The organism is Streptomyces sp. LaPpAH-108 (assembly GCF_000373625.1).
In the GTDB taxonomy this organism is placed as follows: Bacteria; Actinomycetota; Actinomycetes; order Streptomycetales; family Streptomycetaceae; genus Streptomyces.
In genome coordinates this window covers 1,244,559-1,265,555 of the sequence record NZ_KB891987.1, presented here as the reverse complement: position 1 = coordinate 1,265,555, position 20,997 = coordinate 1,244,559, and the positions used below count along the sequence as shown (strand labels likewise).

The window sequence follows — 20,997 nt, the reverse complement described above, 5'->3', positions numbered from 1 at the left end:
GTTCACCGCTTACGCGGCCGGTGTCCGGGGCACCCGATGGCCACTGCTATGTCCACGACGGACAACCGCCTGGCCGGACAACGCCCACATGGAGCATGACCGGGCCCCGGCGACGGTCCTAACCTGCGAGAAAAGAAGACAAGCGTCCGTAATCACCCCCAGGAGCCCCGCATGACCGCACTTCCGCAGGAGCGCCGCGTCGTCACCGCCATTCCCGGCCCGAAGTCGCAGGAGCTTCAGGCCCGCCGCACCGCGGTCGTCGCCCAGGGCGTGGGCTCCACGCTGCCCGTCTTCGTGACGCGCGCGGGCGGCGGCGTCATCGAGGACGTGGACGGCAACAGCCTGATCGACTTCGGTTCCGGCATCGCCGTGACCTCGGTGGGCGCCTCCGCCGAGGCCGTCGTACGCCGCGCGGGCGCCCAGCTCGCCGACTTCACCCACACCTGTTTCATGGTCACCCCGTACGAGGGCTACGTCGCCGTCGCCGAGGCGCTGGCCGAGCTCACCCCGGGTGACCACGCCAAGAAGTCGGCGCTGTTCAACTCCGGCGCTGAGGCCGTCGAGAACGCCGTCAAGATCGCCCGCGCGTACACCAAGCGCCAGGCGGTCGTCGTGTTCGACCACGGCTACCACGGCCGCACCAACCTCACGATGGCGCTGACGGCGAAGAACATGCCGTACAAGAACGGCTTCGGCCCGTTCGCGCCCGAGGTCTACCGCGTCCCGGTCGCCTACGCCTACCGCTGGCCGACCGGCCCGGAGAACGCGGGCCCCGAGGCCGCCAAGCAGGCCATCGACCAGATCACCAAGCAGGTCGGCGCGGACAACGTGGCCGCGATCATCATCGAGCCGGTGCTCGGCGAGGGCGGCTTCATCGAGCCGGCCAAGGGCTTCCTGCCGGAGATCGTGAAGTTCGCCAACGACAACGGCATCGTCTTCGTCGCCGACGAGATCCAGTCCGGCTTCTGCCGCACCGGCCAGTGGTTCGCGTGCGAGGACGAGGGCATCGTCCCGGACCTGATCACCACCGCCAAGGGCATCGCGGGCGGTCTGCCGCTGGCCGCCGTCACGGGCCGCGCCGAGATCATGGACGCCGCGCACGCGGGCGGCCTCGGCGGCACCTACGGCGGCAACCCGGTGGCCTGCGCCGCCGCGCTCGGCGCCATCGAGACGATGAAGGAGCAGGACCTCAACGGCAAGGCCAAGCGCATCGAGGAGGTCATGAAGGGCCGCCTCGCGGCGATGGCCGAGAAGTTCGACATCATCGGCGACATCCGCGGTCGCGGCGCCATGATCGCCATCGAGCTGGTCAAGGACCGCGCCACCAAGGAGCCGGACGCCGAGGCCGCCGCCGCGCTGGCCAAGGCGTGCCACCAGGAGGGCCTGCTGGTCCTGACCTGCGGCACCTACGGCAACGTGCTGCGCTTCCTGCCCCCGCTGGTCATCGGCGAGGACCTGCTGAACGAGGGTCTGGACATCATCGAGCAGGCCTTCACCCGCATCTGAGCCGGACAGGCCCATGTGCGGCACCCGGGTGCGGCGCCTCCGGGTGCCGCACCCGCAGGCCGTGTGAAGAACGTGTGCGGGGTGGATGGCGGGACCGGATTCCGGCTGCCCAAGCGGCGAGGTCTGCCGTAGGTTCTCGTCCAGAAGAGAGATACACCTCGCCCCCAGGGGACTGCGGGCGGGTTCAGGCCGGGGCCTCCCCAGCTTCGACCTGGTCGTGCCCTCGCGCACACAGCCGGGGCCCGACGGCTCCGGGATCTCCTCACCGATCGGACGGCCGCCGCCCCAAACCCCCCGGGGCGTGCGGCGTTTCCGGTCCGGTCGGCCGCCTCGGAACCACCCCCCCTGTTCCGGGGCGGCCGACCTCCTCCCCGGACTCCCCGGACTCCTCGGCCGCCCGCGCAGGGACCTGCGAAGCTGGGTCCGTGTCCCGCCTCCCCCGCCGCGCCCCGTACGCCGTCCTGCTGACCCTGCCGAGCCTGCTGTTCGCGCTGCTCACCTGGCAGGTGCTCGTCCACGGACCGCTGCTGCGGCCGGACGCCCGGCTCAGCCGGGACCTGGTCCACCCGGACCGCTTCTCGGAACTGCTCTCCGACCTGGGCAACGTCCAGGTGGCCCTGCCGCTGCTGCTGCTCGCCGCCGGATACACCGCGCTACGCGGACGGTCGGCCGGTACGCCCCGCTGGTGGCTGCCCCCGCTCGCGGCGGCCGTACTGATGGCCCTGCTCCCCGCGCTGATCGTCCCGCTGAAGCTGTGGACCGCGCGGCCGGGAACCCCCGTGGTGCCCCCGGCCACCGGCTACTTCCCCTCCGGCCACACGGCGACGGCCTGCGTCGCCTACGGCTCGGCGGTCCTGCTCCTCCTCCCCTGGTGCCGCACGCCCGCCGCCCGCCGCACCGTCCCGGCCGTCGGCGCCGCCCTGGTGCTGGCGGTGTCGTACGGCCTGGTCCGGCGCGGCTTCCACTGGCCGCTGGACGTGCTGGCCTCCTGGTGTCTGGGCACGGTGCTGCTGACGGTGCTCGGGCTGGTGCTCAGCCGAAGTAGCCGTCGAAGGTCCGCTGGAACTCCCAGTTCGCGAAGCGGTCCCAGTTCACCGACCACGTCATCAGACCGCGCAGCGCGGGCCAGGTTCCGTGGGTCGGATACGAGCCGCAGTTCGTCCGCTTCGTGAGGCAGTCCAGGGTCTTGGTGACCTCGGCGGGGGCGACATAGCCGTTGCCCGCGTTGACCGAGGCGGGCATGCCTATGGCGACCTGGTCGGGGCGCAGCGGCGGGAAGACGTTGTTCGCGTTGCCCGCGACCGGGAAGCCGGTGAGCAGCATGTCGGTCATGGCGATGTGGAAGTCGGCGCCGCCCATGGAGTGGTACTGGTTGTCCAGGCCCATGATCGGGCCCGAGTTGTAGTCCTGGACGTGCAGCAGGGTGAGGTCGTCGCGCAGGGCGTAGATCACCGGGAGGTAGGCGCCGCAGCGCGGGTCCTGCCCGCCCCACTGGCCACTGCCGTAGAACTGGTAGCCGTTCTGCACGAAGAAGGTCTCGGGCGCCATGGTGAGCACGAACTTGGCGCCGTACTTGGCCTTGAGGGTCTTCAGGGCGGAGATCAGGTTGACGATCACCGGGGTGGTCGGGTTCTTGAAGTCGGTGTCGCCGGTGTTCAGGGAGAGCGAGTGGCCCTCGAAGTCGATGTCGAGGCCGTCGAGGCCGTAGTCGTCGATGATCTTCGAGACGGAGGAGACGAAGGCGTCGCGGGCGGCCGTGGTGGTCAGCTGGACCTGGCCGTTCTGGCCGCCGATGGAGATCAGCACCTTCTTGCCCGCGGCCTGCTTGGCCTTGATCGCGGCCTTGAAGTCGGCGTCACTCTCCACGTTCGGGCACTCGGAGACCGGGCAGCGGTTGAAGCGGATGTCGCCGGAGGTGACGGAGGTCGGTTCGCCGAAGGCGAGGTCGATCACGTCCCAGCTGTCGGGCACGTCGGCCATGCGGGTGTAGCCGGAGCCGTTGGCGAAGCTGGCGTGCAGATAGCCGACCAGGGCATGGGTGGGCAGGTCGGCCGAACCGCCGCCTCCCCCACCGCTGTTGGCCTTGGTGGTGGCGGTCACGACGGCCGACTTGGCGGACTCGCCCGCGTCGTTGACGGCGGCGACCTGGAAGCTGTACGCGGTGGCGGGCGAAAGACCGCTCACGGTGGCCGAAGTGCCGCTCGCCGTCTGGACCTTGGCGCCGTCGCGGTAGACCGCGTAACCGCTGGCGCCGGAGACCGCCGACCAGGACAGGGCGACCGAGGTGGCGGTGACCGTGCCGGTGGTCAGGCCGGTCGGGGCGGCGGGCGGCTGGGTGGTGGAGCCGCCGCCGGGGCCGACGAGGGAGATGTCGTCGGCGTTGTAGGCGCCGGTGCCGTACCAACCGTGGGTGTAGAGCGTGACCTTGGTGGTGTTCGGTCCGGTGGTGAAGGTGGTGGTGAGCTTCTGCCAGTCGGGCGCGGACTGGGTCCAGGTGGACACGTCGGTGGTGCCGGTGCCGTTCGCACCGAGGTAGACGTAGGAACCGCGCACCCAACCGGAGAGCGTGTACGCGGAGTTGGGGCGCACGGTCACGCTCTGCGCGCACTGGGCGTTGTCGCTGCCCTCGGGAGTCGCCTGGAGGGCGGAACTCCCGCTGTGCACGGGTGAGTTGACGACGGTCCCAGCGGTGCAGGTCCAGCCGGAGAGGCCGGACTCGAAACCGCCGTTGACCACGGCGTCCGCGTCGGCCGCACGGGCGGCCGACGAGAGCGCGGTGATGCCGGACACGGCCAGGGCCGCTGCCGCGAGGAGGGTGACCAGAGGTCTGGAGCGATCCACAAATGCCTCCAGGCATGGGGGAGTTGGAGGTCAGGGGGCGCACCAAACCTGGTCCAGACCAATCCTCCTGTCAAGTCGCCCGGAGGTTATCCGTCTCCGTCCCGCGCCAGTCCCGCGGCGGCCTCGTGCATCGCCAGCTCCAGCAGCGCCGGGTCGGTGAGCGTGCCGGAGCCGTCCGGGGTGACCAGCCAGCGCACCCCGTGCGTCGGCCGCCCCGGATACGGCACCACGATCCACGTGCCGGACCCCGCCGTACGGATACCGGTGCCGAGCCAGCGGGCCGCGGTGCCCGGCGGCACGAAGAAACCCACCCGGTCGTCCCCGAAGTCGGCCAGCACCGGGCCGGGTTGATCGAGGACGCGGGTGAGCACGTCGAGCGTCGGATAGCCGAGGTCACCGGGCAGGATCAGCACGTCCCACGCCTTGCCCGCGGGCAGCAGGGCCACCCCGAGGGCGCTGCGCTCCCACTCCCAGCGGCATGCGTCCGGATCCGGTGCGACGGATGCCAGCCACTCGACCGCCGTCTTCGCCCCTGTCATGAGCAGACCTCCCTCTCTCACCTGGACGCCGTCGCGCCCGGGAGGGAGAGGGAGGTGGACCGGGGAGCATTACGCGGCTTTCCGGCACTCTTTCGGGTGACCCAGGTCACACCGCTCAGCTGTCGAAGCCCAGCCCGATGCGGTCCATCGCCCGCAGCCACAGATTGCGCCGCCCGGCCTGGGCGTCGGCCCGCGCCAGTGACCAGCGGGTCAGCGCGATCCCGGTCCAGGCGAAGGGCTCCGGCGGAAAGGGGAGCGGCTTCTTGCGGACCATCTCCAGGCGGGTGCGCTCGGTGTCCGCGCCGTCCAGGAGGTCCAGCATCACATCGGCGCCGAACCGGGTCGCGCCGACCCCGAGCCCGGTGTAGCCCGCCGCGTACGCGACCCGGCCCCGGTGGGCGGTGCCGAAGAACGCCGAGAAGCGCGAGCAGGTGTCGATGGCGCCGCCCCAGGCGTGGGTGAAGCGGGCGCCCTCCAGCTGCGGGAAGCAGGTGAAGAAGTGCCCGGCCAGCTTGGCGTAGGTCTCCGGCCGGTCGTCGTACTCCGCGCGCACCCGGCCGCCGTACGGATAGATCGCGTCGTAGCCGCCCCACAGGACGCGATTGTCGGCGGAGAGCCGGAAGTAGTGGAACTGGTTGGCCGAGTCGCCCAGGCCCTGGCGGTTCTTCCAGCCGAGGGACGCCAGTTGCGCGGCGCTCAGCGGCTCGGTCATCAGCGCGTAGTCGTAGACCGGCACGGTGTATGCGCGCACCCGGCGCAGCAGGCTCGGGAAGATGTTGGTGCCGAGCGCGACCTTGCGGGCGCGGACGGCGCCGTAGGGCGTGGTGACGGCCATGCCCGCGCCGTACGGCTTCAGGGTGAGCGCGGGGGTGTGCTCGTAGATCCGCACCCCGAGGGCGAGGCAGGCGCGCTTGAGGCCCCAGGCGAGCTTGGCCGGGTGCACCATGGCCACGCCCCGGCGGTCCCACAGCCCGGCCTCGAAGGTGGGCGAGTTCACCTCGGCGCGCAGAGCGTCGCGGTCCAGGAACTCCATGCCGTCGGCGAGGCCCTTGTCCTCAAGTTCGCGGTGCCAGTCGCGCAGTTCCCACGCCTGGTAGGTCTCGGTGGCGACGTCGATCTCGCCGGTGCGCTCGAAGTCGCAGTCGATGCCGTGGCGGGCGAGGGCGGCCTCGATCTCGTCGAGGTTGCGCCGCCCGAGGTCCTGGAGCGTGCGGATCTCCCCCGGCCAGCGGGCCATGCCGTTGGGCAGGCCGTGGGTGAGGGAGGCGGCGCAGAAGCCGCCGTTGCGCCCGGAGGCGGCCCAGCCCACCTCGCGGCCTTCGAGGAGCACCACGTCACGGCCGGGGTCGCGCTCCTTGGCGTTGAGCGCGCTCCACAGTCCGCTGTAGCCGCCGCCCACCACGAGCAGATCGCAGGTCTCGGTGGTGGTGAGGGCGGCCTCGGCCTGCGGCCTGCCGGGGTCTTCCAGCCAGTACGGCACCGGCTGGGCTTCGGAGAGAGAGGAGATCCAGTTGTCTTTTCCACGGCTCATGGCGCTCGGGGCCATGATTTCAACTCCCTACAGGGCTGCTACACCCTTGGACGGCTCACGCCTTCTGACGGCCGCGCCGGCCCGTGACGAGCATCGAGACCAGCACGAACAGCACGGCGAGCAGGAACATGGCCGTGCCGATGACATTGATCTGGACGGGCGTACCGCGCTGTGCCGAGCCCCAGACGAACATGGGGAACGTGACGGTCGAGCCCGCGTTGAAATTGGTGATGATGAAATCGTCGAAGGACAGCGCGAAGGACAGCAGCGCGCCCGCGGCGATCCCGGGTGCCGCGATGGGCAGGGTGACCCGGCAGAAGGTCTGCACCGGGCCCGCGTAGAGATCGCGGGCGGCCTCCTCCAGACGCGGGTCCATCGACATCACGCGCGCCTTGACCGCGGTGACGACGAAGCTGAGGCAGAACATGATGTGGGCGATCAGGATCGTCCAGAAGCCGAGCTGCGCGCCCATGTTGAGGAACAGGGTGAGCAGCGAGGCGGCCATGACGACCTCGGGCATCGCCATCGGCAGGAAGATCAGCGAGTTGATCGCGCCGCGCGCCCGGAACCGGTAGCGCACCAGCGCGAAGGCGATCATCGTGCCGAGCGCGGTGGCGCCGAGCGTGGCCCACAGGGCGATCTGGAGGCTGAGCGAGAGCGAGCCGCACAGGTCGGCGACCCCGCACGGGTCCTTCCAGGCGTCGGTGGAGAACCGCTGCCACGCGTAGTTGAAGCGGCCCTTGGGCTTGTTGAAGGAGAACACCGTCACGACGATGTTCGGCAGCAGCAGATAGGCGAGCGTGAGCAGCCCCGCGATGACCACGAGACGGCGCTTGAGCCAGGTGACGAGCGGCATTTAGACGAGGTCCTCCGTCCCGGCCCGGCGGATGTAGAAGGTCACCATGGCCAGGATCGCGGCCATGAGGATGAAGGAGAGCGCGGCGGCCGTCGGATAGTCCAGGACGCGCAGGAACTGGGTCTGGATGACGTTGCCGATCATGCGGGTGTCGGTGGAGCCGAGGAGTTCGGCGTTGACGTAGTCACCGGCCGCCGGGATGAAGGTGAGCAGCGTGCCGGAGACCACGCCGGGCAGGGACAGCGGGAAGGTGACCTTGCGGAAGGTGGTCCAGGGCCGGGCGTACAGATCGCCCGCGGCCTCGTGCAGCCGCCCGTCGATCCGCTCGAGCGAGGTGTACAGCGGCAGGATCATGAACGGCAGGAAGTTGTACGTCAGTCCGCACACCACCGCGAGCGGGGTCGCGAGCACCCGATCGCCCGCCGTCCAGCCGAGCCAGTCGGTGAGGTCGAGCAGGTGCAGGCTGTTCATGGCGTGCACGACCGGGCCGTTGTCCGCGAGGATCGTCTTCCAGGCCAGGGTGCGGATCAGGAAGCTGGTGAAGAACGGCGCGATCACCAGCACCATGATCAGATTGCGCCAGCGGCCCGCGCGGAACGCGATCAGATACGCCAGCGGATACCCGAGCAGCAGACACAGCACGGTCGCGGCGGCGGCGTAGAGCACCGAGCGCAGGAACTGCGGCCAGTACTCGGCGAGCGCGTCCCAGTACGTGGCGAAGTGCCAGGTGACCTGGTAGCCCTTCTCCAGCGAGCCGGTCTGCACGGAGGTCGACGCCTGGTAGACCATCGGCAGCGCGAAGAACACGACCAGCCACAGGATGCCGGGCAGCAGCAGCCAGTACGGGGTGAACCGGCCGCGTCTGCGGGGCGCCTGCGCGGGCTCGGCCGTGGTCAGGGGCGGGGGCGCCTCGGTGAGCGTCGGCATCAGACGGCCGCCTCTTCCTCGGTGCCCGCGTCGATGTCCTGGGCCGCGTCCAGGGCGAAGGTGTGGGCCGGGTTCCAGTGCAGGACGACCTCGGCGCCGGGGACGAGCCGGGTGTCGCGCTCGACGTTCTGCGCGTACACCGCGAGCGCGCCCGCGACCGGGCTGTCGATCACGTACTGGGTGGAGACGCCGATGAAACCGGCGTCCGCGATGGTGCCGGTGAGGCGGTTGCGGCCGCCTGGGACCGAGCCCGCGTCGTCGGCGTGGGTGAGCGCGATCTTCTCGGGGCGGATTCCGGCGAGGACCTTCTCCCCCGTCGCCGCGGGGGCGGAGCAGCGGGCCGCGGGCAGCAGCAGCTTGCCGTCGCCCGCGCGCAGCACGATGTCGTCGCCGGAGCGGGAGTCGACCTCGGCCTCGATCAGGTTGGAGGTGCCGAGGAAGTTGGCGACGAAGGTGGTGCGCGGGTTCTCGTACAGCTCGGTGGGCGAGCCCTGCTGCTCGACGCGGCCCGCGTTCATCACGGCGACCGTGTCGGCCATGGTCATGGCCTCTTCCTGGTCGTGCGTGACGTGGATGAAGGTGATGCCGACCTCGGTCTGGATGCGCTTCAGCTCCAGCTGCATCTGGCGGCGCAGCTTGAGGTCGAGGGCGCCCAGGGGCTCGTCGAGCAGGAGCACCTTGGGGTGGTTGATCAGGGCGCGGGCCACCGCGACGCGCTGCTGCTGGCCGCCGGAGAGCTGGTGCGGCTTCTTGCGCGCCTGCTCGCCGAGCTGGACCAGGTCCAGCATCTCCTCGACCTGCTTCTTGACGCTCTTGATCCCGCGCCGGCGCAGGCCGAAGGCGACGTTCTCGTAGATGTCGAGATGCGGGAAGAGGGCGTAGGACTGGAAGACCGTGTTGACCGGCCGCTTGTACGGCGGCAGCTGGGTGACGTCCTGGTCGCCGAGGCGCACCGTGCCGCAGGAAGGTTCCTCCAGCCCGGCGATCATGCGCAGGGTGGTGGTCTTGCCGCAGCCGGAGGCGCCGAGCAGGGCGAAGAAGGAGCCCTGGGGCACGATCAGGTCCAGCGGATGCACGGCGGTGAACGCGCCGTACGTCTTGCCGATCCCGTCGAGGCGGACGTCTCCGCTGCCGTCTGTCGTCGTCTTCATCCTCGTCACGCCCCTGTGAGCTTCGCGAATTTTTCTTCGTAGGCCGTCTCTTCCTTCTGGCTCAGGGAGCGGAAGGCGTGGGACTTCGCCTGCATGGCCTTGTCGGGGACGATCAGCGGATTGGCCGCCGCGTCCCGGTCGATCTTGGCAAGCCAGGGCTTTACCCCGTCGACCGGAGTGACGTAGTTGATGTAGGCGGCCAGCGCGGCGGCCTGCTCGGGTTCGTAATAGAAGTCGATCAGCCGCTCGGCGTTCGTCTTGTGACGTGCCTTGTTGGGGATCAGCATATTGTCCGTCGACGTCAGGTATCCGCTGTCGGGTATGACGAAGTCGACGTCGGGGCTGTCCGCCTTGAGCTGGACGACGTCCCCGGCCCAGGCGACACAGGCCGCGAAGTCGCCCTTGGTGAGGTCCGAGGTGTAGTCGTTGCCGGTGAAGCGGCGGATCTGGCCCTTGTCGACGGCCTTTTGCAGCCGGGCGATCGCCGCGTCGTAGTCGTCGTCGGTGAAGCGCGCCGGGTCCTTGCCCATGTCGAGCAGGGTCATGCCGACGCTGTCGCGCATCTCGGAGAGGAAGCCGACCCGGCCCTTGAGCTTCGGGTTGTCGAGCAGGTCCGAGACGGATCTCACCTCGATGCCGTCGAGCGCCTTCTTGTTGTAGGCGATGACCGTGGAGATGCCCTGCCAGGGGTAGGAGTAGGCGCGGCCCGGATCCCAGTCGGGGGTGCGGAACTGGGCCGAGAGGTTGGCGAAGGCGTGCGGGAGGTGGGCGGGGTCGAGCTTCTGCACCCAGCCGAGGCGGATCATCCGGGCGGCCAGCCAGTCGGTGACCACGATGAGGTCGCGCCCGGTGGCCTGGCCCGCGGCGAGCTGCGGCTTGATCTTGCCGAAGAACTCGTTGTTGTCGTTGATGTCCTCGGTGTAGGCGACCTTGATGCCGGTGCGCCGCCGGAAGGTGTCGAGGGTGGGGTGGCGCTTGTTGTCGTCGGAGACGTCGATGTACTCGGTCCAGTTGGAGAAGTTCACCGTCTTCTCCTGGGCCGAGTGGTCGTCGGCCGGGGTGCCGCCGGGTGCCCGGCCCGCCGGGGGGATGCCGCAGGCGCTCAGGGCGGCCAGTCCGCCGGCCGCGAAGGCGCCGCCCGCACCGGCGCGCAGCAGGGACCGGCGGGTGAGCGCCGCCCGGCCGCCGTTCAGGCTGCGCCGCATCGCGGTCGTCACGGCCGGGCTCGGACAGTCGGGCTCGTACTGCTCCATGCGCGTGGTGCCCTTTCGGAAGAACCGTCGGAGAGTCGGAGAGGAGAGGGGGCGCGGGGCCGGTCAGGGGGTGTCCGGGTGCGCGCGGTCCCCGAAGACCGTGCGGTGCCAGTCCTTGCGCGCGACCGCCGTGTTGTCGAACATCACATGCTTGACCTGCGTGTACTCCTCGAAGGAGTACGCCGACATGTCCTTGCCGAAGCCGGACGCCTTGGAGCCGCCGTGCGGCATCTCGCTGATGATCGGGATGTGGTCGTTGATCCACACACAGCCCGCCGCGATCTCGCGGGTGGCCCGGTTCGCGCGGTACACGTCCCGGGTCCACGCGGAGGCGGCCAGGCCGTACGGCGTGTCGTTGGCCAGCCGCAGGCCCTCGTCGTCGGTGTCGAAGGGCAGGACGACCAGCACCGGGCCGAAGATCTCGGCCTGGACGATCTCGCTGTCCTGGGCGGCGTCGGCGATCAGGGTGGGCCGGTAGTAGGCGCCGTCCTTGAGCGCGCCCTCCGGCGCCTCGCCGCCGGTCACCACGCGCGCGTACCCGCGGGCCCGGTCCACGAAGGCGGCGACCCGGTCGCGCTGGACGTGCGAGACGAGCGGCCCGAGATCGGTGCCGGGGGCGAACGGATCGCCGAGCCGTACGGTCTCCATCAGGGCGGCGGTCCGCTCCACGAACGCCTCGTACAGCGGGCGCTGCACATACGCGCGCGTGGCGGCCGTGCAGTCCTGCCCGGTGTTGATGAGCGCGCCCGCGACCGCGCCGTTGGCGGCGGCCTCCAGGTCGGCGTCGTCGAAGACGACGAAGGGGGCCTTGCCGCCCAGCTCCAGGTGGAGCCGCTTGGCGGTGCCCGCGGCGAGCGTGGCGACCCGGCGGCCGACGGCGGTGGAGCCGGTGAAGGAGGTCATGACGACCCGGGGGTGCTGGATCAGCCGCTCCCCCGCCTCCGGTCCGGTCCCGGTGACGATGTTGATCACGCCGTCCGGCACGCCCGCGTCGGTGGCGGCGCGGGCGAAGAGCAGGGCGGTCAGCGGGGTCAGCTCGGAAGGCTTGAGGACGATCGTGTTGCCCGCCGCGACGGCCGGGAGGATCTTCCAGGCGGCCATCTGGAGCGGGTAGTTCCAGGGCGCGATCGAGCCGACGACACCGAGGGGCTCGCGCCGCACGTACGAGGTGTGGTCGCCGGAGTACTCCCCGGCGGACTGGCCCTGCAGGTGCCGGGCGGCGCCCGCGAAGAAGGCGGTGTTGTCGATCGTGCCGGGCACGTCGAACTCGCGGGTGAGCTTGAGCGGCTTGCCGCACTGGAGCGATTCCGCGCGGGCGAACTCCTCGGCGCGCTCCGCGATCAGGGCGGCCAGGCGGTGCAGGGTGTCGGAGCGCTCGCCGGGCGTGGTGGCGGCCCAGCCGGGGAAGGCCGCGTGGGCGGCGGCGACGGCCGCGTCCACGTCGTCCGTGCCCGCGAGTTCGTACGTCAGGATCTCCTGGCCGGTGGCCGGGTCGGTCACGGTGTGGGTGCGGCCCGAGGTGCCCCGCGCGGGGCGGCCCGCGAGGTACTGCGCGCCGTCCGAAAAGCGGTCGCGTGCGGGGAATCGTTCCGGGATGGCGGTGCCCGGGATGTGCATGTCGCTCTCCTCCGCCGTACACCCCGTGGGGGCCGGGTGGCGTGGCTCCAGCTCGATTTGAGTGCCGATCCTGACAGAGTGATATCGCGCCAACAAGGGATTCCGTTGTTGCCTTTTGGTTACGCGACGGAATCTGTCGACCAGGTGTCGAGTCGCCATGAGCCGGGGCGTACGGAGTGTCAGTGGCTGGTGACACACTCGCGGTCATGGGGAAGATCGAGGGCCTGGACACACTGATCAGCGAGGTCCGGGCGGGGGCACGGGTGAAGTATCTGCACTTCTGGGGGCACCGGCCGCGTCCGGACGGCTCGGCGGGCGCGGGCTGTCTCAGCCAGTGGTGGCCCGCGCCGTTCACGGTGGACGGCGTGGAGTACGCGACGGCCGAGCACTGGATGATGGCCGCCAAGGCGCGGCTGTTCGGGGACGCGGAGGCGGAGCGGCTGGTGCTGGCCTCGGCGCATCCCGCGCAGGCGAAGGAGGCCGGGCGGCTGGTCCGGGGCTTCGACGAGGCGATATGGGCGCGCGAGCGGGCCGGGATCGTCGTCGAGGGCAGCGTGCACAAGTTCGCGGCGCACGACGAGCTGCGCGCGTTCCTGCTGGGCACCGGGGAGCGGGTGCTGGTGGAGGCGAGCCCGGTGGACCGGGTGTGGGGCATCGGCCTCGCGGCGGACGACGAGCGGGCCGGTGACCCCGAGCGCTGGCGGGGGCCGAACCTGCTGGGGTTCGCGCTGATGGCGGCGCGGGCGCGGCTGCGGGACGGCTGAACGGGCGCGGCCCGCCCTCCGTGACGGGGGCGGGCCAGGCGAGTTGGTGAGCGCGGCGCCGAATGCGTGCTGTCGGCTGCCGGTGCCCGGTGTCAGGCGCGGGGCAGCAGCGGTGCGGACACGCTGGGCGCGGAGTTGTACGAGCCGTACGGGTCGTCGTCGGAGCCGGTGTCCGAGTCGTGCACGATCTTCGCGAACAGCACGCCCCAGAAGACGACCACCAGGATGCCGAGCACGATCCCGATGATGCCCATGACGAAACCGCCCTGGGCGGAGCCCCGGTTGGTGGCCTCGCCCCGGTCGGCGCGCTGCTTGCCCTTGACGCCGAGGACCACCGCGATGATGCCGAGCACGATGGACGGGATGCCGTAGAAGCAGAACAGACAGAGGGACAGGATGCCGAGCACCATCGCGGAGGTGCCCATGCCGTTCTGCGGCAGCGCCGGGGCGCCGTTCCAGCCGTAACCCTGCGCGGGGCCGGGGTAGTCGGGGTAGCCGTAACCGCCCGGCGGCTGCGGGGCGCCCATGCCCGGGCCGGTGGGGGCGTACGGCGGGGGCGGTACGGAGGGATCGCCCCAGCCCTGCGCCGGGGGCGGGACGGGACCGCCGACGGGCGGGGCGCCGAACGGCGGACCGGCGACGGGCGGACCGGCGAGCGGCGGGCCCGTCACGGGCGGCGGGCCGAATCCGGCCGATGGGAAAGACGTCATGGTCGCCTGGTCGTGCACCGAGGACGGGGGCACGGGCGGCTGCTGGACGGGGGGTTGTGCGCCGGAGGCCGGAGCGGAGCCGGGGGCCGGGGCGCCCTTCTCCAGGGACGGTCCACTCGCGGGCGGCGCCCACGGGTCGTAGTCCGGTCCCTCGCCCGCGCCGGGCTGTGGCTGTTCGGTCACGTGACCCCTCCCCCTCCGTCTGCTCGTCGGATCATCGTAAAGCCTTGCCTTTACCTTCCCGGTGCCCGGTGGCCGACCTGTGACAGGCCGGAACCGAAGCCGCACGCCCCGGCCCCGAGGCCGTTTTCGGGCGTTGTCGGTGGCCCGGCCTAGGATGTCCGGGCACCATCGATCAGCCGATCGCCCGCGCCCGGCGCACCACCGTGCGTCCGCGAGCGCCGTTCCCCCTGGGGAGGACCCCTTGACCGAGCGCAGCACCGACAGCAGCACCGCAGGCGCCCCCGTAGGCACCCCCGCGCGCGACGACCGCGCCGCCTTCGTCGCCGGGCTGCCCAAGGCCGAACTGCACGTCCACCACGTCGGCTCCGCCTCCCCGCGCATCGTCTCGGAACTGGCCGCGCGCCACCCCGACTCCAAGGTGCCCACCGACCCCGAGGCGCTCGCGGAGTACTTCACGTTCACCGACTTCGCGCACTTCATCCAGGTGTATCTGTCGGTCGTGGACCTGGTCCGCACCCCGGAGGACGTCCGGCTGCTCACCTACGAGATCGCCCGCGACCTCTCCCGCCAGCAGGTGCGGTACGCGGAGCTGACCATCACCCCCTTCTCCTCCACCCGGCGCGGCATACCGGCGCGGCCCTTCATGGACGCGATCGAGGACGCCCGCAAGTCGGCCGAGGCGGACTTCGGCACCCTGCTGCGCTGGTGCTTCGACATCCCGGGCGAGGCGGGTCTGGACGCCGCCGAGGAGACGGCCCGCCTGGCCACCGAGGACGGCATCCGCCCCGAGGGCCTGGTGTCCTTCGGGCTGGGCGGCCCCGAGATCGGCGTGCCCCGGCCGCAGTTCAAGCCGTACTTCGACCGCGCCATCGCTGCCGGTCTGCACTCGGTGCCGCACTCGGGCGAGACAACGGGCCCGCAGACGGTGTGGGACGCGCTGACCGAGCTGCGCGCCGAGCGCATCGGGCACGGCACCAGCTCCGCCCAGGACCCGAAGCTGCTCGCGCATCTCGCCGAGCACCGCATCGCGCTGGAGGTCTGCCCGACCTCCAACATCGCCACCCGCGCGGTGCGCACGCTGGAGGAGCACCCGATCAGGCACTTCGTGGACGCGGGCGTGCTGGTCACGGTCAACTCCGACGACCCGCCCATGTTCGGCACCGACCTGAACAACGAGTACGAGGTCGCCGCGCGTCTGCTCGACCTGGACGAGCGGGGCGTGGCCGAGCTGGCGAAGAACGCCGTGGAGGCGTCCTTCCTGGACCCGGCGGGCAAGGCGCGGATCGCGGCGGAGATCGACACGTACACGAACGCCTGGCTCACCCGCTGAGGCGGTCGCGGGGCCGGTCGGGCCGCTGACCGGCCCTGCGGGCCAGGCCGGTTCACCCGCTGACCCGCCGTCGGCGGCCAGGGCCCGGCGGCCTGCCGACCGGCGCGTCGGCCGCCAGGCGGGGCTCGTCCCCGACCCGTCCCCCGGCTGCCAGAATGGCGGCCATGCAGACCTGGACCGCCGTCGCCCACCGGGGCGACCCCTACCGCTTCCGCGAGAACACCGTCGCCTCGCTGCGCTCCGCGCTCGATCAGGGCGCGGACGCGGTCGAGATCGACGTACGGCTCACCCGCGACGGCGTCCCCGTGCTGCTGCACGACGAGACGCTGAAGCGGCTGTGGGAGATCGAGCGCCCGCTGTCCGCGCTGACCGCCGAGCGGCTGCGCGAGCTGACGGACGGTCAGGTGCCGACGCTGGCCGAGGCGCTGGCGGCGACGGAGGGCGCCCGGGTCCTGGTGGACCTGTGCGGACCGGTCCACCGCCGTACGGTGGAGCGGGTCCTCGGTGTCGTCGGCGACTGCGGCGCGAAGGACCGGGTGTACTACTGCGCGGGCGCCGAGTCGATGCTCACCCTCCGCGCCGCCGACCCCGCCGCGGAGATCGCCCTGACCTGGACCAGCCTGGCCCGCCCCCGCCCCGGCGTCCTCGAAGCGATCCGGCCCCGCTGGCTCAACTACCGCTTCTCCCTGGTCGACCGCGACCTGGCGGCCCGGGTCCACCACGACGGCTACCTGCTGTCGGTGTGGACCCCGGACACCGGCCGCTCCATGCGGAAACTGCTGTCCCTGGGCGTGGACTCGATCACCACCAACCGGATCGAGACGCTGGTGGGGCTGCGCAAGAGGACGGCGTAGGAACACCGGATCGTGGGGGTGCGGCCCCCACGTGCCACGCCACGTCCCGCCGCCCACCCTCAGGTGGGCGGCCGGTGCGTCAGTCGAAGTAGTCCGGCTGGGTCTGGACGTTCAGTTCGGGCAGGTGGACTCGGCGGGCCGGGTCGGTGCGGCGGTCGTCGAGTTTCAGGACGTCGAGGCCCTTGATGATGTCGTTCGAGTAGATGTAGCCGTTGTAGTAGTACGCCGACCACGAGCCGCCGAGCTGGAGGGTGTCGGTGGACAGCGGGCCGCGCTCGAAGTAGGCGATCTCCTTGGGGCGGGTGGAGTCGGTGAAGTCCCAGACGGAGACGCCGCCCTGGTACCACGCCTGGACCATGAGGTCCTTGCCCTTGACCGGGATCAGCGAGCCGTTGTGGGCGACGCAGTTCTCGGTGTCGGCCTGGTGGCGGGGGATCTTGTAGTAGCCGCGGAAGACCAGCTTGCGGTGATCGCCCCGGCCCACGATGTCGTAGATGCCGTCGGCGCCCCGGTTCGGCCCGATCGCCGCGTTGCAGGTGGCCGCGCCGCCACCGCCCAGCTCGTCGGTGAAGACGACCTTGTCGGCCTTCTGGTTGAAGGTCGCCGAGTGCCAGAACGCGAAGTTGACGTTGTCCTGGACCTGGTCGATGACCTTCGGGTGCTCGGGGTCCTTGAGGGAGAACAGGATGCCGTCACCCATGCAGGCGCCCGCCGCGAGGTCCTTGGAGGGCAGGACGGTCAGGTCGTGGCAGCCGGTGGTCTTGGAGACGCCCGGGTTGGTGGGGGCGCCGGGGTTGCCGCCGCCGTCCGGCCCGTCACCGGGGAAGAGCACCGGGAAGCCCACCACCGCGGCCTTCTCGGGCGCCTTGCGCGGCACCTTGATGACCGAGATGCCGTCGTGCGGCGGCTGGCAGTCGGGGAAGGACGCGCTCGGGGAGTACGACGAGACGTAGACGTAGACGTTCTTCCGCTGCGGCACCAGCGTGTGCGTGTGGGAGCCGCAGGCGGTCTCGACGGCGGCGACGTACCGGGGGTTCCTCTTGTCGCTGATGTCGAAGATCTTCATGCCCTCCCACGACGACTTCTCGGTCGCGGACTGCGCGGTGCTGGCGCAGGAGTCGTCGCTGCGCGAGGAGTCGGTGGACAGGAAGAGCAGGTTCCCGGAGACGGAGACGTCGTTCTGCGAGCCGGGGCACAGCACCTGGGCGACCGTCTTCGGCGCCTTCGGGTCGCTGATGTCGAAGACGCGGAAGCCGTCGTAGTTCCCGGCGTAGGCGTACCTGCCCTGGAAGGCGATGTCCGAGTTGAAGCCGGTCAGCGCGTCCTTGGGGACGTTGGCGAGGTGCTTGATGGTGCGGGAGTGGACGATCTCGTCCTGGCCGGGTATCTCACCGGCCGCGACGGCGCTCCTCGTCCCGGCGGCCTCGCTCCTGGAGACGGGCTGTGGTGCGGCGGGGCCGTCGCCGGGGTCCGGGGTGGCGGAGGCCGGGGCGACGGTGAGCAGCGCGGCCAGGAGCCCGGCCGCCGCTGCGCCGACTCCCAGCCGTCTGTGGCGCGTTCGGGATTCTCTCGACAGGGTCACTGCTGCCTCCGGTGCCGGTCGTGGGGACGCGGTTCACGCTTCTCCGCAGTATCGTCTGCGTCATGCACAGGTCAACAGTGCGCAATGTGACACCGCTGAAAATTCTCGGCCGGACGGCCCTCCGCCGCGTCCGGCGCCCCGTCGGTCGCTCTCGCTGACCGCACCGCCGACCACCCTCGCCGACCGTACCGTCGACACCGTCCCGTCGGCCCCGTCCCGTCAACCGCTCCGCCAGCGACAGGAGATCACCGTGCTCTTCCGCCGTGCGTCCCTCGCGTCCCTCGCCACGGCCTCGTTGGCCACGGCGGCCGTGTTCGCGGTCGGGGGCTGTGATGCCGGTGCGGACACCAAGTCCGCGGCGGCGAGCGGCCCTTCGGTCATCGCGCCGGGCAGACCGGGCGAGGCGAACCGCACCCTGTCCGCCCAGGAGGCCGCCGGGCAGCGCGCGGACGACAACTCCCCCAACGCGGCCGACCGTTCGTACGCCACGATGATGATCGAGCACCATGCCCAGGCCCTGGAGATGACCGGACTCGCCCCGGAGCGCGCCCGGTCGGCGGCGGTCAAGCGCATGGCCGAGCGGATCTCCGCCTCCCAGGGGCCCGAGATCGCCGCCATGAAGAACTGGCTGCGCACGGACGGCGAAAGCACGGGCGAGGGCGGCGAGCACGACCAGGGCGGCACCCACGACCACGCCCACATGCCGATGCCCGGCATGGCGACCGAGGCGCAGCTCAAGCAGCTGAAGTCCGCGCAGGGCAAGGCGTTCGACGCCCTCTTCCTCACGCTGATGATCGCCCACCACCAGGGGGCGATCACCATGGCCACGGACGTGAAGGCCCGGGGTCACAGCGTCCGGATCGAGGAGATGGCCGACGACGTGATCGCGCAGCAGACGGCCGAGATCAGCCGGATGCGCGCGCTGTCGTGACCGCTGCCCGCCAAGTGCCGCAGGACTCCCGGGCCTTGAGCGGTCAGGCGCCCACGTACTGCGCCAGGTGCTGTCCCGTCAGCGTCGACCTGTCGGCGACCAGGTCGGCCGGGGTGCCCTCGAAGACGACACGGCCGCCGTCGTGGCCCGCGCCGGGGCCGAGGTCGATGATCCAGTCGGCGTGGGCCATGACCGCCTGGTGGTGTTCCACGACGATGACCGACTTGCCGGAGTCCACCAACCGGTCGAGCAGGCCGAGCAGTTGCTCGACATCGGCGAGGTGGAGACCGGCGGTCGGCTCGTCCAGGACGTAGATCCCGCCCTTCTCCGCCATGTGCGTGGCGAGCTTCAGCCGCTGGCGTTCGCCGCCGGAGAGGGTGGTGAGCGGCTGGCCGAGGGTGAGATAGCCGAGGCCCACGTCGGACAGCCGGGTCAGGACGCGGTGCGCGGCCGGGGTGCGGGCCTCGCCGTCGGCGAAGAACTCCAGCGCCTCGGACACGGACATCGCCAGCACCTCGCTGATGTCCCGCCCGCCGAGCCGGTGTTCGAGCACCGCCGCCTGGAAGCGCCTGCCCTCGCACTCCTCGCAGGTGGTGGCGGTCCCGGCCATCATCCCCAGGTCGGTGTAGACGACGCCGATGCCGTTGCAGGTCGGGCAGGCGCCCTCCGAATTGGCGCTGAACAGCGCGGGCTTGACCCCGTTGGCCTTGGCGAAGGCCTTGCGGATCGGGTCCAACAGCCCTGTGTAGGTGGCCGGGTTGCTGCGCCGTGAGCCCCGGATCGGGCTCTGGTCGACCGAGACGACCCCTTCACCGGCCGGGATCGACCCGTGCACCAGCGAACTCTTGCCGGAACCGGCCACCCCGGTGACGACGGTCAGCACCCCGAGCGGGATGTCCACGTCCACGTCGTGCAGGTTGTTGGCGTCGGCGCCCCGGATCTCCAGGGCGCCGGAGGGCGAGCGCACGCCGTCCTTCAGCCGGGCCCGGTCGTCGAAGTGGCGGCCGGTGACGGTGTCCCCGGCCCGCAGCCCCGCGACATCACCCTCGTAACAGACCGCGCCGCCCGCCGAACCGGCGCCAGGCCCGAGGTCCACCACATGGTCGGCGATGGCGATCGTCTCCGGCTTGTGCTCCACGACCAGCACGGTGTTGCCCTTGTCCCGCAGGCGCAGCAGCAGGTTGTTCATCCGCTGGATGTCGTGCGGGTGCAGTCCGGTGGTGGGTTCGTCGAAGACGTACGTCACGTCGGTGAGCGAGGAGCCGAGATGGCGGATCATCTTGACGCGCTGCGCCTCGCCGCCGGACAGCGTGCCCGAGGGCCGGTCCAGGGAGAGATAGCCGAGGCCGATCTCCACGAAGGAGTCCAGGGTGTGGCCAAGGGCGGTGAGCAGCGGCGCGACGGAGGGGTCCGCCAGACCGCGCACCCACACGGCCAGGTCGGTGATCTGCATCGCGCACACGTCCGCGATGGACTTGCCCTCGATCTTCGAGGACCGCGCGCCCTCGTTGAGCCGGGTGCCCGCGCAGTCGGGACACACGGTGAAGGTGACCGCCCGCTCCACGAAGGCCCGCACATGCGGCTGGAGCGCGTCCACGTCCTTGGACAGGAACGACTTCTGGATCTTCGGGATCAGGCCCTCGTACGTGAGGTTGATGCCCTCCACCTTGATCTTGGTGGGTGCCTTGTGGAGCAGGTCGTGCAGCTCGCGCTGGGTGAACTTGGCGATCGGCTTGTCCGGGTCGAAGAAGCCGCAGCCGGTGTAGATGCGGCCGTACCAGCCGTCCACGCTGTAGCCCGGGATGGTCAGCGCGCCCTCGCGCAGCGACTTGGAGTCGTCGTAGAGCTGGGTGAGGTCGATGTCGGTGACCGCGCCCCGGCCCTCGCAGCGCGGGCACATGCCGCCGGAGCGGCTGAACGTCACCTTCTCGGCCTTGCGCGCCCCGCGGTCCACCGTGATCGCGCCACTGGCCTCGACCGAGGCGACGTTGAAGGCGTACGCCCCGGGCGGGCCGATGTGGGGCTCGGCGAGGCGGCTGAAGAGGATGCGGAGCATCGCGTTGGTGTCGGTGACGGTGCCGACGGTGGAGCGCGGGTCGGCGCCGAGCCGCTGCTGGTCCACGGTGATCGCGGTGGTCAGACCGTCGAGCACGTCGACCTCGGGCCGGGCGAGGGTGGGCATGAAGCCCTGCACGAACGCGCTGTACGTCTCGTTGATCAGCCGCTGCGACTCGGCCGCGATGGTGCCGAACACCAGCGAACTCTTGCCGGAGCCGGAGACCCCCGTGAACACCGTCAGCCGGCGCTTGGGGATCTCGACGTCGACGTCCTTGAGGTTGTTCACGCGCGCTCCGTGCACACGGATCATGTCGTGACGGTCGGCGGCGTGCTGGTCGGCCCGGTTGGCCTGGGTCATCGTCTC

At 71.0% G+C, this 20,997-nt stretch carries 15 protein-coding genes and 2 pseudogenes; 6 read left to right on the top strand and 11 right to left on the bottom strand.

Annotated elements, in window-relative coordinates:
• The first annotated feature begins 171 nt into the window (after positions 1 to 171).
• Entirely contained in the window at positions 172 to 1,506 is a 1,335-nt protein-coding gene (gene gabT, locus B079_RS0105780; RefSeq protein ID WP_018544831.1) for a 4-aminobutyrate--2-oxoglutarate transaminase, read from the top strand.
• Positions 1,507 to 1,931: 425 nt separating this feature from the next.
• Positions 1,932 to 2,597 (top strand): annotated as a pseudogene (locus B079_RS33650) (phosphatase PAP2 family protein); the annotation flags it as partial.
• On the opposite strand, the gene B079_RS0105770 reads toward B079_RS33650, so the two are convergent.
• From B079_RS0105770 to B079_RS0105735, 8 genes are all read right to left on the bottom strand, one after another.
• Positions 2,539 to 4,347: a chitinase gene (locus B079_RS0105770; RefSeq protein ID WP_018544829.1), complete on the bottom strand. Its 1,809-nt coding sequence runs from the start codon at positions 4,345 to 4,347 to the stop codon at positions 2,539 to 2,541. The pseudogene B079_RS33650 and the gene B079_RS0105770 overlap by 59 nt on opposite strands.
• Before the next feature lie 86 nt (positions 4,348 to 4,433).
• Positions 4,434 to 4,886, bottom strand: coding sequence for a hypothetical protein (locus B079_RS0105765; protein ID WP_018544828.1), 453 nt, complete (start codon positions 4,884 to 4,886; stop codon positions 4,434 to 4,436).
• A gap of 115 nt (positions 4,887 to 5,001) precedes the next feature.
• Positions 5,002 to 6,432 carry an NAD(P)/FAD-dependent oxidoreductase gene (locus tag B079_RS0105760; RefSeq protein ID WP_018544827.1) on the bottom strand — a complete coding sequence of 477 codons (1,431 nt, stop codon included), beginning with the start codon at positions 6,430 to 6,432 and terminating at the stop codon, positions 5,002 to 5,004.
• Positions 6,433 to 6,472: 40 nt separating this feature from the next.
• A complete protein-coding gene (locus tag B079_RS0105755; RefSeq protein ID WP_018544826.1) occupies positions 6,473 to 7,273 on the bottom strand; it encodes an ABC transporter permease in 801 nt (266 codons plus the stop codon).
• Positions 7,274 to 8,200, bottom strand: a complete 927-nt coding sequence (locus tag B079_RS0105750) for an ABC transporter permease (protein ID WP_018544825.1) — start codon at positions 8,198 to 8,200, stop codon at positions 7,274 to 7,276.
• Complete coding sequence (locus B079_RS0105745) at positions 8,200 to 9,360, bottom strand: ABC transporter ATP-binding protein (protein ID WP_026248393.1); 1,161 nt, start codon at positions 9,358 to 9,360, stop codon at positions 8,200 to 8,202. The genes B079_RS0105750 and B079_RS0105745 overlap by 1 nt, the downstream gene beginning before the upstream one ends.
• A complete protein-coding gene (locus B079_RS0105740; protein ID WP_018544823.1) occupies positions 9,357 to 10,604 on the bottom strand; it encodes a polyamine ABC transporter substrate-binding protein in 1,248 nt (415 codons plus the stop codon). The genes B079_RS0105745 and B079_RS0105740 overlap by 4 nt, the downstream gene beginning before the upstream one ends.
• A gap of 63 nt (positions 10,605 to 10,667) precedes the next feature.
• On the bottom strand, positions 10,668 to 12,221 hold the full coding sequence (locus B079_RS0105735) for a gamma-aminobutyraldehyde dehydrogenase (RefSeq protein ID WP_018544822.1): 1,554 nt from the start codon (positions 12,219 to 12,221) through the stop codon (positions 10,668 to 10,670).
• Between the two features lie 206 nt (positions 12,222 to 12,427).
• Here B079_RS0105735 and B079_RS0105730 point away from each other — a divergent pair, with 206 nt between their 5' ends.
• The gene (locus B079_RS0105730) at positions 12,428 to 12,985 is read left to right on the top strand and encodes an NADAR family protein (RefSeq protein WP_018544821.1); all 558 of its coding nucleotides are present in this window, start codon (positions 12,428 to 12,430) and stop codon (positions 12,983 to 12,985) included.
• Between the two features lie 92 nt (positions 12,986 to 13,077).
• Here B079_RS0105730 and B079_RS31395 read toward each other — a convergent pair whose 3' ends face one another.
• A complete protein-coding gene (locus B079_RS31395) occupies positions 13,078 to 13,878 on the bottom strand; it encodes a DUF4190 domain-containing protein (protein ID WP_018544820.1) in 801 nt (266 codons plus the stop codon).
• 167 nt (positions 13,879 to 14,045) lie between these two features.
• On the opposite strand from B079_RS31395, the pseudogene B079_RS0105720 reads away from it, so the two are divergent.
• Positions 14,046 to 15,208, top strand: a pseudogene (locus B079_RS0105720) (adenosine deaminase).
• 164 nt (positions 15,209 to 15,372) lie between these two features.
• Positions 15,373 to 16,062 (top strand): glycerophosphodiester phosphodiesterase, encoded by a 690-nt coding sequence (locus B079_RS0105715; RefSeq protein ID WP_018544818.1) that lies wholly within the window; start codon positions 15,373 to 15,375, stop codon positions 16,060 to 16,062.
• A 79-nt stretch (positions 16,063 to 16,141) separates the two neighbouring features.
• Here B079_RS0105715 and B079_RS0105710 read toward each other — a convergent pair whose 3' ends face one another.
• A complete protein-coding gene (locus B079_RS0105710; RefSeq protein ID WP_018544817.1) occupies positions 16,142 to 17,644 on the bottom strand; it encodes an LVIVD repeat-containing protein in 1,503 nt (500 codons plus the stop codon).
• A gap of 250 nt (positions 17,645 to 17,894) precedes the next feature.
• Here B079_RS0105710 and B079_RS0105705 point away from each other — a divergent pair, with 250 nt between their 5' ends.
• Entirely contained in the window at positions 17,895 to 18,575 is a 681-nt protein-coding gene (locus B079_RS0105705) for a DUF305 domain-containing protein (RefSeq protein ID WP_018544816.1), read from the top strand.
• Between the two features lie 43 nt (positions 18,576 to 18,618).
• Here B079_RS0105705 and B079_RS0105700 read toward each other — a convergent pair whose 3' ends face one another.
• Positions 18,619 to 20,991: an ATP-binding cassette domain-containing protein gene (locus B079_RS0105700; protein ID WP_018544815.1), complete on the bottom strand. Its 2,373-nt coding sequence runs from the start codon at positions 20,989 to 20,991 to the stop codon at positions 18,619 to 18,621.
• Positions 20,992 to 20,997 lie beyond the last annotated feature (6 nt).